10 protein-coding genes are annotated in these 13,104 nt (G+C 44.4%); all 10 read right to left on the bottom strand.

Annotated features, from left to right (window positions below):
* Positions 1-103: 103 nt before the first annotated feature.
* The 10 genes from DKT73_RS14105 to fliF all read right to left on the bottom strand — a co-directional run bounded on the left by DKT73_RS14105 (position 104) and on the right by fliF (position 13,082).
* Positions 104-1,747, bottom strand: a complete 1,644-nt coding sequence (locus DKT73_RS14105) for a flagellar hook-length control protein FliK (RefSeq protein WP_111639198.1) — start codon at positions 1,745-1,747, stop codon at positions 104-106.
* 61 nt (positions 1,748-1,808) lie between these two features.
* The gene (locus tag DKT73_RS14100; RefSeq protein WP_232827888.1) at positions 1,809-3,509 is read right to left on the bottom strand and encodes a SpoIIE family protein phosphatase; all 1,701 of its coding nucleotides are present in this window, start codon (positions 3,507-3,509) and stop codon (positions 1,809-1,811) included.
* Between the two features lie 15 nt (positions 3,510-3,524).
* Positions 3,525-3,827 carry an STAS domain-containing protein gene (locus DKT73_RS14095; RefSeq protein ID WP_111639196.1) on the bottom strand — a complete coding sequence of 101 codons (303 nt, stop codon included), beginning with the start codon at positions 3,825-3,827 and terminating at the stop codon, positions 3,525-3,527.
* A 42-nt stretch (positions 3,828-3,869) separates the two neighbouring features.
* The gene (locus tag DKT73_RS14090; RefSeq protein ID WP_111639195.1) at positions 3,870-5,753 is read right to left on the bottom strand and encodes a hypothetical protein; all 1,884 of its coding nucleotides are present in this window, start codon (positions 5,751-5,753) and stop codon (positions 3,870-3,872) included.
* Positions 5,754-5,773: 20 nt separating this feature from the next.
* On the bottom strand, positions 5,774-7,645 hold the full coding sequence (locus DKT73_RS14085; RefSeq protein WP_111639194.1) for a hypothetical protein: 1,872 nt from the start codon (positions 7,643-7,645) through the stop codon (positions 5,774-5,776).
* 55 nt (positions 7,646-7,700) lie between these two features.
* The gene (fliJ, locus tag DKT73_RS14080) at positions 7,701-8,132 is read right to left on the bottom strand and encodes a flagellar export protein FliJ (protein ID WP_111639193.1); all 432 of its coding nucleotides are present in this window, start codon (positions 8,130-8,132) and stop codon (positions 7,701-7,703) included.
* A gap of 124 nt (positions 8,133-8,256) precedes the next feature.
* Entirely contained in the window at positions 8,257-9,588 is a 1,332-nt protein-coding gene (fliI, locus tag DKT73_RS14075; RefSeq protein ID WP_111639192.1) for a flagellar protein export ATPase FliI, read from the bottom strand.
* 5 nt (positions 9,589-9,593) lie between these two features.
* Positions 9,594-10,391: a FliH/SctL family protein gene (locus tag DKT73_RS14070; protein WP_111639191.1), complete on the bottom strand. Its 798-nt coding sequence runs from the start codon at positions 10,389-10,391 to the stop codon at positions 9,594-9,596.
* A gap of 7 nt (positions 10,392-10,398) precedes the next feature.
* Positions 10,399-11,409 (bottom strand): flagellar motor switch protein FliG, encoded by a 1,011-nt coding sequence (fliG, locus tag DKT73_RS14065; protein WP_111605402.1) that lies wholly within the window; start codon positions 11,407-11,409, stop codon positions 10,399-10,401.
* Positions 11,406-13,082, bottom strand: coding sequence for a flagellar basal-body MS-ring/collar protein FliF (gene fliF / locus DKT73_RS14060; protein WP_111639190.1), 1,677 nt, complete (start codon positions 13,080-13,082; stop codon positions 11,406-11,408). Before fliF ends, fliG begins: the two co-directional genes overlap by 4 nt.
* Between the last annotated feature and the right edge of the window lie 22 nt (positions 13,083-13,104).

Here is a 13,104-nt window from a genome sequence, read left to right as displayed (position 1 = left end):
TATATCAAATTCTTTCTTTAAAACGAACGCTTACTGCATCCTATCCCGAACAGCACCCTATTCTACAAAGAATCAAACGTATCACCATCAATTTCTCGTAAGTTTACGCATAGTAGTCAACGCCTGATGCCGACACATAAGAAACATTGTTCGCCATAAGCTCATTATCAAGGTCATTATCAAGGTCATCATTGATGGCTACTTCTCCTTGATTTGCGCCACTATTTCGATAATTTCCACGCTCTTGCGCACTCGACGCGTCTTGTTGTGACACATCAACATCCGCTCGACTTAAATCCATGCCCTGCTGAGCCAACATTTCTCGCAAACGTGCCATCTGACCTTCTAACAAATCCCTCGCCTGCGGCGTAGCGGCCACAAAGCTAACCTGAGTGTTTGAGTCACTGTCTACCGAAATTTTGACCGTGAGGCTGCCCAGTTCGGGCGGATCTAATCGAATATGCGCAGTATGACCACCATCACGAGCAATCCAAGCCACTTTTTGAGTCATTTCCCCGGCCCATCCTGGGTGCCCAGGCGGCACACTCATGGCTAAATTTTGCTGAGGATTTTGTGCAACAACAGTCGCTGCCACAGCCGCCCCCTGAGCAGCCCGATTGAGATTATGGTTCTGTAAGGAGCTATTTAACCCACCTAGCGCATCATCGGCTGTAGCACCGTCCATTTGCGCGGACATGCGACCTATCATAGCCTCTTGTTCTTTTTTACGTAACTCGATAGGTTCGTTGATTAACACGCCATCTTCCCCAAGCAACGTCTCTGCTGAGTCACTATTGACCTCTGTAGATAAAGCAACATCACCAGTAGCTGAATCCAATAAAGGCGATGGAACGACACCTGATCGACTTTCTTTATTGGCAACATTAACCAAAGCGCCCGCTGCTAATGCTGTGGTAGCCGCTTTACCAGCATCTAGCGCGACACCTTCTGTCACTTTTTCTATTGGCGCAGCCTTAGCAACCGATGCGTCCATTTGAGACAACACCCAAGACAATTCTCCATTTTCTTGATCCAGAGAAGGAGCTGGAATATTTTCATCAACATCCACTGGCGGCAGACCTGCTTTGTCTAATGGAACCGCTGCTGCCTGCTTATTTGTACCGCTGGCTAACACGCCAGCACCAGCACCTAATGCCCCCAACACTGCTGCTGGATTCGCCACCTTATTGTCTTTTGCCAGTGCGTCAACAGCGTCGGTGGAACCATCACCAAGTTGCAACGGAGTCATTGCACTAGTCTCTTCTTGTCGCTGTATTTTTGATTCAGATGACGGATCAACTAGGTTTTCAACAGAGACAGCCGAACCGTTAACAGGTAAATTTTCACCCTCGAGCTGCAAAGCTTTGCCACTTTTAGCCGTCGAATTCGTCACCGCTGTAGTACTCGAAGAGGACTCTACTGTTAAGCCAGTGGCTTTGTTTTCATCACTCACTAAAGAGGAAGTTTGGCCGCCAGATTGTGCGGAAGACTCAACAGTTGCAGACGCAGAATCAGCAGTTGCAGACCCAGCAGACGAAGGCTTAACAAGAGAAGATGAGGAAGATTTACTATTAGATCCAGGCGAATCATTGACGACGGTCTCTTTTTTGACATGATTAGCCTCCTTAGCATTATGAAAATCTTTCGCAAAAGCCACACCGCTCTCAGAAGAAGATTTAGCCAAAGTTGCTTTTTTAGGTGGAACACTTGGCGATAAAGACAATACTGTATTGGAATCTGTGCGCATAATTTTCTCCGGCAATAGAGAATAGTATGCAATTGCAAGGCCAATCTATTTATAGACGCCTTTAACCATTTAGACCAACTTGCCAATCGTAATAAGCGGTGACCGCACTTCCCCCCTTAGAAAACTCTAACTTACTGCAAAGCTGATCCAACAAAGCCAAGCCACGGTTATACAATAATTCAGTGTTAGATATGTCAAAATGCACGCCCTTAAAATCAAACCCTGAACCACTGTCCTCTACATACAAAACAAGCGATCGATTATGCCCTTCTGACGTGACTTTAACGGAAATTTTGACGTAGCCGCTCGTTAAGCTAGCCAAACGACTCTCACGCTCTTCATAATACTGAGAGAAGCCATCAATTGAGTTTTTCTTTTCAGAGTTGAGTTTTAATACGCCATGCTCAAGCGCATTTGAATAAAGCTCCGACAAGATCATAAATATTTGACTAGAGAAACTGCTTAACCCCGGTACGGTGGTCAAAATTTGCAACACATAAGGTAAAGGATCTGTATTGCGCAACGAGTCGGCATTCAAAACATATTCAAACGAGAAATCAGCTGGGGCCTCATGATGCGCTCGCGAATATTCGCTTTCAGAAGAGTCAATACCGATACTGGCGTCCAAGCGAACACTAAGGCATGAGATATCATCATGTGGATTTTTCAATACACCTTCGGTTTCTAATTGCTCAATTAACCAATCTACTGATTGGTCTGCAGCCACATGTCCTTGGTAAAGTGGCATAAGAACAGAATGGCAAAACATCTTCCCAGAAACATCCAGCGCCTCGTAAACGCCGTCCGAAAACGCCATCAACCTATCACCAGGGAGAAAAGAAACCGCTTCGATCTGAGATTCAAACGCATCAGGAGACAAGACACCTAAGGGTAAGTTTTTTGAGGAAAACCTGATTGGCTGATTCGCTTTTTTAGAAAAAAACAATACATCCGGTAAACCTCCATTCCATATTTCAATGCTTTTATTATTGACTTTGATATCAATAAACACCGCGCTACAAAACATATTAGCGGGCAAAATTCGTTTGAGACGCGCGTTTATTTCAGGAATAATCTGCCGCATCAAAAAGCCTTTTTTGGTCCATTCAAAGAAAATATCAGCTAGGGGTAAAGCACCAATGGCAGCAGACAAGCCATGGCCAGTAAAATCCCCTAATAATAGATGCATCCCGCCATTAGGCTTATAAGCCGCAAGAATGACGTCACCATTAAAAGTATGAGTTCCGTAGTGGAAAGTAGATAAGGCTGGATCTTCCAAACAATTCGAGTGGGTTATATTTTCATAAACGACTTTTGCGATATCTTGGTCATTGAGCAGTTGCTCATTATAGGATCGCATCGCATCACGTTGTTCTTCAAGGGTTTTTTGCATAACCAACAAACGCACTATGGCATTTAATTTTGCCGTAATCAGCGCTGGGCTATAGGGCTTAGAAATGAAATCGGTCCCCCCAATTCGCAAACAATTAGATAAGGCAATAGGATCAGACACACCAGACAGAAAAATGATTGGAACAAATACATCACCAGCAATACGCTGAATTTCAAATGCCGCTTCCCAACCATCTTTGTGAGGCATTTTGATATCCAAACAAACCAGTTGGATGGTATGAGGATCAAATTTATCAATCGCATCTTGCCCATCGACAGCAGTAACTACTTTATGACCAAATTGACTTAAAATGGCTTTTAATAGAATACGATCAGACGGATTATCATCTGCAATTAATATGGTTAACATTTGCTCCATACAACACTACTCAGCAATATTAAAAAGGCGATGAAAGTTTGCAATCTTAAGAATATCTAACACTGCCCCATTAGCATGAAGCAAACGAACCTGAGCCCTATCGCCACCCGCGTGATCTCTCAGCAACAATAACATGCCAAGGGCAGAACTATCTAAATACGAAACATCCGCCAAATTCACATCATACGACGCTGCTGTAGTGACACTCGTAAAAGCCTCTTTGAACATTTTATGGCAGCTGTAATCGAATCGACCATTTATGGTAATGGTCAGGCACCCTGTTTTTTTATCAAAAAAGCGTTCAACCACAGCCTACTCCTCAAGTAAGAGTGGAAAATATTACCACTCATTTTACTCATCATTAGATTTTTGTGCCGATACATTTTCTTCTGCATCGACGGAAACATCAGCTGGCATTTTCGCCATCAAGTCATGAATGCGGTCAATCATCTCAGAAACAGATTCTCTGGCTCTTTCTAAACGCGCCACACCAACACTGCGATCTGACTCCAGCAAAGACAATGTTGAGGCCGCCATAGACTTCATGCCTTCAATTTGCTCTTGCACCTGACTTATATCGTGCTCTATATCAACGGCAAAACGGCGACGAACACTTTCACTTTCGCCTTCAGTGGCCGCTAGACTATTCAATACACCAGCGCGAACTTCGTTAAGATAACGTTCAACCTCACCTAGGAGAAAAACATCGGAAGACAAGTCTTTCTCAACCAAGGCTAAACGCTGCAAAACCAATTCATAACCCAGTATAAAAGAGTCTCTCACCTGCCCAGAAAGCCAAGCCATCGTATTCAGCTCAACCTGCATACCTTCGAACGATGAATGAGTCATTGGAACCAACTCATTTACTGATGCCTCATTGTGATCTGTTTTTTCGTCAATTAGGGATGCTATTTGTTGTAGTTTAGTAATTTTTACAATGGGATTTGTTCGCATTAAGGCGGCATTAAGAAAGTCAAACAACGTCATTACTTTTCGACGTATGATTTCTAAAGACGTAGCAAACCCTGCATAAGGAGACTCCTGACGCAATACGCGAATTGGCACACTCCATACGTCTTGTTCAAGTAATTTTAAACTGTGGTGCAGAATCTCCAATTCTGCCGTGTCGGATTTTGAACGAATAGAAATGAAGCGCTGCAAATTTTCTGTTTCAACAGGCTGATCTGAAAGAAAAGAAGAAACACTTAACCAGTACACACCATCCGATAAGTTAAGCTTCAACGCTTCATCCGACAATAAAATGGAGTCTGCTATACGCTCTCCTGTCGGATCATCTAACCCTGCATCAATACCAAACAATGATTCAAACAACGATGTATTTCGAAACCACAATCGCTCAGCACCAGCGCTTAACCAAGCAATATCTCCTCGTTCATTGGTCACCAAAAATGGTTCGTCGACTTCGGCCAATGCTTTTTCAATTAAATTGAGATTTTCGCTTTGCTGGCTGATATCGAAATCTCGTGAGGCCAATTCGTTATCCACCAAATGACCTAGGTCTGTAAACTCATCAATCACATTTCGAGGAGGATGTGCCGAAACATGACCTCGTTTACGATGATCAACCACATAGTGCAAAGCAGACAATCCAGAGCGCAACTGTCGAGCAAACCGAGTACACAAGAACAAAATAATCGCAGCAATCACGACAAACAGAGCAATATGAATCCAAATCAACGTCTGGGAAAAAGCCTGACGCTCATACTCCACATTCACTCTAATCTGTAACAGTCCATCACTAATCGACTCTAGCGTTTCAAAAGAACGATACACAGCGCGTCGCTCTTCATCCGTCAAAGAAGATGTATCAAGCTCTTTTTGCGATAATCCATCCAATAACGCAATAGAGGATGAAAGATCCGCCTCAAGCATCGTATCGAAACGTGTGAGATTGAGCTCAATTAAACCATATTCACTTACCAATCTCTGATGTAAATAGCTCGCTGAGAAATGAGAATCCTCTTCTAAGTCATAGGTTTGACGGTCTTCCACTAATAACCACTGCAACCAATGCTCTTCTGCACTGTGCACCAACCCCAGTAATTCACTCAATTTTCCCTGCTGAATATCCTGACGTTCTAAATTACTATTCACCAGAAAATACATACCAGCAAAAGCTAATAACATCGCAAACAGCACAATAACCAACCCTTTTTGCAAGGCATTAATCAGCTCTTTTCGTGGCACGCCAAAGGGTAAATGTAATGTATTCATAATCTATAATCACTTTTTAACTAATGATAAAGAGGCTGAAAGCCAGCAATAAAAGACAAAAAATTCTGTTTATCAATCACCATGCCATCCCCCTGTGAGGACATCAGATGACGTTTTCCTTCACTGTGGCAAAACAACTCTTGAAACATGGTAAATTCACGAACATAACGGGCATCAGGCAAAGACGCACACCAATCACAAGAGACAAAGGGCAGAACAACGGACTCCCCCATTCCCTCAAGAATCATCGAGAAACCTTTTTTTTGCCTCGGTGCCGCCGATACGTCACTCGCGAAATCTTTAGGGAGCACTCTATCAAAACAACGACCGTCATGAACAATGAAAGATTTCGAACTGAATGTCTCATCGTCACGATAAACCACAGAAAAAGGCGACTGGTATGGCAACAGTGCGAATACCAACGCCGCTTCGATCCAAAACATCCTGCCACAGAGAAAACCAAAATAATAACCATTCTTATAAGTGAACATTCGTTTATTCACTTCATGCTGACCACTAACGACAGGTAAGCTATCAAAATGAAATAACCAAGGCTCTATCAACACCCCATTATCTCTACTCAGCCAAACATTTTTTACCCAGGCACGTGGGGTAGACATAATAGAGCATACACCCTCCACCTCACGAATAGCAGAATAGGGCAATGCAAAATACTGCCCGCCTTGTCTAACGATCAATACTTGATCAACATACTGAGGCAGCAAACAAAAGGCGGCGCCAACAGCAGAAAATAAACTCATTGTTAACACTAGCTTAGCCTGAATATCAGCGGCCACATGAAATAATGACCACTCCCCGTCGATACTCAGATTTTGATCAATAACAGCGTAAGTCCCAAGGCACTCGGCACGATCAAACACAAATCGCCCAAACCCCGTATCAACCTCATATAAAAAATACGCCAAAAAATCATGCCCTAATCGACTCAGATAAGCCACACTCGGCACTTCCTGACCCAAGACAGAGGACCCAACAAAAAAAGCTCCACCATGTCTTAGAGGAAAATACTTCACACCCTCGTTTATTTCTAAGCTAGTCGCGACATTCGCAATCGGGACCAAACGATTCGGCCATTCTATGGCAGAATCGTCTGACGGAAAGAATTGACTAAAAGGCTGATAAAAGGCTTGTTTAAATGCCTTTTCGTACTGCTCCAGCAACCGATAACGAGCATCTCTTTGCATCGATGTGTTTTGAAAAATTGGCAAAAAACTGAATTCACACAAAGCTCTTAAAGACAGCTCCGCATCAGCTGACACCTCTTGCCACTGCAATTCAGGGAATTTAGTCTCAAGCCACGGCAAAGACTGCGCAGTGGTTAACCTAAACTGCCCCTTAACGGTTTTACCATTGATCGCCTCTAAATCAAAGGATACCCGTCCAGCGCAAGCAAGTGCTGCCAGATAAACATCCACACTCACAGATTCAGATTGCCTCATACTGAATCTGGCCAGATAGTTCATCTGGCTGGGGAAAACCGTCTCTTCATTTAAAACCGACAGAACGTCTTGCCAACAAGAACGATCAGCTAACAACAAGTACTGCAGTGACTCTGCACGGCCTTCACTAAACTGACACGCCATCGCTATTTGAGCAAGCGCATCCGCTGAAGACAAAAAAGCCTTATGATAGCGTTCCACATAGGGAGAACCAGATAACAAAAGTTGCTCAGTCGCGGCGATTAAAGAACCCAAGCGTTGATGATAAAGGGGATCAAAGAGGCAAATCTGAGTGTTTTTTTGAAAAGATAAGAGTGCTAAGTGAAGCGTCTGCAAACCACGCAGTGGAGAATGGGCATAATCGTACAACGCCTTTTCTATATCCGAAATCGGCAAAGACAAATCGATGATTCCATTATCCTGTCGAGCCATATTTCACCCTAGCAATAGGCTAAGCGGTTATGATAAAAAAACGTTTTAAAGCGCGTTACATTGAGTCTAAAAAACGTCGCATAGCAAATTCGTCACTCTGACGTTGCTCTTGTTTCGCCTCAACCGCTAATTCAGCTTTGTGGCTTTTCTCTTTCAACCAGTCCATACTTTTGGTTTTGGTACGGGTTTGCAACCAGCGACGCATACTCATATCCGCTTGCTGCTCTGCTCTGCCCACAGCGGCTTCTTGTTGAACAATAGCCTGCTGAACACGGTCAACAAAGTGCTGATAATTTGTTGTAAGGTACGCACTGAGACCCAAAAGGTTACGTTCTGACTCATATTGTCCAGCGTAATCCTTTAATTCATTCAGCTTTTGCAGATCATGTTGTACTTTTGCTTTGTCTCGAGCAAGCTGTTTAGCAGCAAGATCTTCTTTTCGTTGAGCAAGATCCACTAAAATTTGCATTCGACGGGATTTTTTCATTTTTCTCCCCTTACCTAAAAATTGTTAAGCGGATAACAAGCAAGACAAAAAACAAGCAATTATCATGGTCGTACAAAACGTCTTGTTAATGAAATGAATGGTAGACGTTTTTGTCAGCGTTCGTCTACTGCCCTTTTGTCATCGCCGCCACTAACGCCCCTAAGCTTTGATCAATGGTAAAACTTTCCGTCAAAGACTGCTGTAAAAAATGACGAATTTCGGGCATTTGTATGATCGCTTGATCTAAATCTGGGTCGCTACCTCGAGCATAGGCCCCTACCGAAATAAGATCCTGATTTTGCTGAAACTTAGAATAAAGCTGTTTGACACGCATCGCGCCATACAAGTGATCTTGACTAACAATGTGCGGCATTGCTCGTGAAATAGACGCTTCGATGTCAATCGCAGGATAATGACCTTCCTCTGCTAAACGCCTAGATAGCACTATATGTCCATCCAAAATAGCCCTTGAAGCATCAGCAATGGGGTCTTGTTGATCATCGCCTTCGGTCAGAACCGTATAAAAGGCCGTCACCGAACCACTGCCCTCACAACCGTTACCAGCCCGCTCTACCAACTGGGGTAACTTTGAAAACACAGATGGCGGATAACCTTTCGTGGCAGGAGGCTCACCGACAGACAAGGCGATTTCTCGTTGTGCTTGCGCATATCGCGTTAAAGAATCCATTAGCAATAACACGTTCTTGCCTTGATCTCGATAATACTCGGCAATACGCGTCGCCAGCATCGCGGCTCGTAATCGCATAAGAGCAGAGTCATCCGCTGGTGAAGCAACCACAACAGAACGAGCTAAGCCTTCTTCACCAAGAATTTGGTCAATAAATTCTTTTACCTCTCGCCCACGCTCCCCAATAAGACCCACAACAGTGATGTCCGCTTCGGTGAATTTTGTCATCATGCCAAGCAACATACTCTTGCCCACACCACTGCCGGCGAAAAGCCCTAATCGTTGCCCTTTGCCAACAGTCAACAAGCTATTAATGGCCTTGATGCCAACATCTAAAGGTTCACTGATAGGCTTACGCTGCAAAGGATTAATAACATTGCCATGCAGGGTCACTGAATCTTTGGTTTTAATGGGACCTTTACCATCCAGTGGCTTGCCTAAACCATTCACAACGCGCCCCAATAACTCATCACCCACAGGCATCCTGCTGTCACCAAGCAAAGGACGCACTCGCGCACCGGGAGAAATACCTTCAATGGCTTCGGTCGGCATCAGATACGTCAGATCCCCTGTAAACCCAACTACTTCTGATTCAACCCAGCGATCTTTTCGAACCTGAACAGAACAACGATCACCTAACGCGACCACACAGCCTACCGCCTCCATAGTCAAACCAACCATGCGGGTCACTTTACCTTCAAGCTGAGGAGGTAACGCGGAAACGGACACACTACTGAGTTTATTAAAACGTTCGGTAAGGGTTGGCATGGCAACTAGCTATCAAGCAATGAAAGGTGGCGAAGCTCTTCAAAAACCGCTTCTAATCTTTGCTCAAGGCGGCCATCAATATGAAAAGATTTAGAATCTATGACAAAGCTACCGCTGACCAAAGCGTCATCGACTTCGACTTGCAAAGCGAGTCTATTTTGGATGCCAAGCTCTTCTAAAATAAGAATATCATTTGAGTGCAATCTTAATCGAATGCGCCCTTCGTATTCACCAATCTCATCAAATACTCGTGTTAATTGTTCTTTTAAAACCTTATGGCCTTCTTGCTGCATTTTCAGCAAGCAAACATTCTCGATTATTCTTGTCATGGAGTGATACAAAATGTCTTCAACCGCAGTGCGACTTTCTTCCAGAGGCGAAGTTATTTCTTGTGCAACACTCGTCAATAAGGCCTCAATAGACGCCAATTGAGTCTGAGCGAGCTCTCGAGCTTGTGCCTTACCTTCTTCCAACCCTATTAGCCGACCTTCTTCATGGCCTTTTTCAAAACCGTCGACCTCTCCTTTCGCAAAGCCATCAGAATGGCCTTTTTTGTGCCCTTCTTCTTCCCCCTGAATGAAGCCTTCATCGTAGGCTGCACTGCGTATTTCTTCTAATTGAGACGCGGTAAGAGGCTCGTACACCAAAGAATCTTGATCCACCTCTTCTGTGGTGACTATGGTGTCTCTTTGAATGAGCATGGCAGGGCCGGAGTCACTCGGCTTGTTGCTTTCTAAATGAGGAAGCTCCCAGCGCTCGTAAGCGGTCAACTTGCGCTCATTTTTTTCTTGTTTATCAGACATAACCTAACTAAACCATCTGCTCACCGCCGCCACCGAGGACAATCTCCCCGTTCTCAGCAAGGCGTCTGGCCACGGCCAATATTTCTTTCTGAGCCACTTCCACTTCGCTGACTCGGACGGGGCCTTTTGCCTCTAAATCGTCCCGCAACATGTCAGCAGCACGAGTGGACATGTTTTTGAAAATCTTATCTTGCATGTCTGGATCAGCGCCTTTAAGCGCAAGAATCAAGGTTTCGGATTCCACTTCCCGCAAGATAATTTGGATGCCACGATCATCTACTTCTAGCAAGTTATCAAAGACAAACATCAGATCCTGAATGGTATTGGCCAAATCCTCATCCACATCACGAATAGACTCCATCAACTCAGACTCTACTGAACTGTCAATAAAGTTCATGATGTTAGCTGCCGTACGAACACCACCAATCGTCGTTGATTGAGTTGAATTGTTTCCAGAGAACTGACGTTCCAATATATTATTTAACTCTTGTAACGCGGCTGGCTGAACCGTCTCTAATGCGGCAACACGTAAAACAATATCTAAACGGACACGCTCATCAAAGTTTGCCAATATATCGGCAGCTTGATCTGGGTCTAAATAAGAAATAACAATCGCTTGAATTTGCGGATGCTCATAACGAATAACATCGGCAACCGCGCGAGATTCCATCCATTTTAAGGTATCCAAACCCGTCGTATTGCCACCAAGCAAAATCCGATCAATCAAACTGCCCGCTTTTTCTTCACCTAACGCCTCGCGAAGCATATTCCGAATGTAGCCATCCGCTCCCAAACCTAAGCCTGTCTGATCGCCCACCAACACCAAAAAGTCATCCAAGACTTTTTCAACTTGGTGACGCTGAATGTTAGAAAGCTGGGCCATGGTTTGACCAATTTTCTGGACTTCTTTAGGCCCCATGTGCTTTAGAATTTGCGCAGCGTCCGACTCACCCAGCGACATCAAAAGAACGGCTGCTTTTTGAACGGAACTTAATTCTGCGCCTTGGTTTTCACTCATTTACTTTCCATTACCCATTGTTTAACCACTTGAGCAACACGCTCTGGCTCTTCTGCTATCAGACCACGAATCGCATTTAACTGGCGATCAATTTTCTCAGGAGAACCGGGCACCAATATATCTTCAGCACTGACAAGAGAGACCTGATCATCTGAAATTTCATCCGTCTCATCCGAGAATATCGCCGCTTCGGTATCTTCGGTAACGGCAATTTTATTTTGGTCGCTAAGCGCTTTCAAAATTGGGCGAACCACGACCAATAGCAAAACAAGCACAAATATACCAACTAAGGTTGGCTGTATTAAACTAAAAAACCACGCCTGCTGATAAAATGGCAACTCAACCTCTGGCTCCTCAGGATCAGGCAATGCGAATGGAGAGTTAATCACACTCACACTGTCACCACGAGAAGGATCGTAACCTACGGCATCACGAACCAGCAGCGTTAAACGCCCAAGTTCATCGTCGCTCCACGGCGTTCTCACGATAGCAGAGGTATCGGGATTCAAGCTGACTAAATCATCAACCACTACGGCCACGGACAAACGTCTCACCATACCTTGTTGACGCTTGGTATAACTAATACTTCGATCAAGCTCAAAATTACGTGTTGTCTCTTCGCGGGACTGCCGATTTGTACCTGTCGAATTTCCGCCTATCGGTGCGCCATTTTCATCAACCGCTTCAGGAACGGAGACCGCTCCCGGAGGCTGATTGGTCAAGGCACCAGGAATACCCCCTGTATTAGCGCCAGCGCCACGGTTTTCTCTTAAGGTTTGTTCACTACGTAATGCCAACAAATCAGGGTTATACTGCTCATCTGTTTTTTCAACGGCTGTAAAGTCAACATCTGCTGACACTTCCGCTTTAAAGCGCCCTTGACCAATCACTGGACCAAGGATGTTATTCACCCGCTGCAATAAAACATCTTCTACTTTTCGAGCGTAATCAAACTGTTTGCCAGCCACTGACAATTCAGAATCTGTGTCTTTCTCTGTCAATAATGTGCCACGTTGATCAACAACCGTGACATCTTTGTCACTTAGCTGAGAAATACTCGATGCGACCAAGTTAACAATGGCTTCCACTTGGCTTCTGTCTAAGCGTCGCCCTGGATACAATTCTAAAAATACCGAGGCGGAAGGCTTGCGTGTATCGCGAACAAACACCGACTCTTTTGGAATCGCCAAATGCACGCGAGCACTTTTGATACTTTGCAAACTAGAAATAGTCCGGCTCAATTCACCTTCTAACCCTCGTCTATAACGAGTCGTTTCAACAAACTGCGAGGTGCCCAGTCCTTGCTCTTGATCCATTATTTCCATGCCAACAATGTTGTCGGAAACAATACCAGAGCCCGCGAGCTTTAAACGTGCCTGATGGTAGTAATCGGCCTCAACAAGCAAAGCGCCTGTATTCTGGTCTAATTTGAAAGGGATGTTGTTAACACTGAGGATTTCAACGATCTGATCGGCATTATAGTCTGTAATACTGCTTAAAACGGGCTTGTAGTCTGGCCCGTTACTCCATAAAACCGCCGCCAAGCCGATTGCAATAGATGCAGCCAAGCCGACCATTAATGCCAGCTGACGAATAACAGTCAGCTTATTAAAGCCGGTAACTAACTCTAAGTAGAGCTTTTGCTCCGATTGTTCTGCAGGGACATTATCCATTAAAAAGCGCCAAGCGGTTTAT

The sequence above is a fragment of the Marinomonas shanghaiensis genome, from assembly GCF_003259175.1.
Taxonomy (GTDB): domain Bacteria; phylum Pseudomonadota; class Gammaproteobacteria; order Pseudomonadales; family Marinomonadaceae; genus Marinomonas; species Marinomonas shanghaiensis.
The sequence above is the reverse complement of the archived record's forward strand: the minus strand, read 5'-3'. Positions and strand labels throughout refer to the sequence as shown.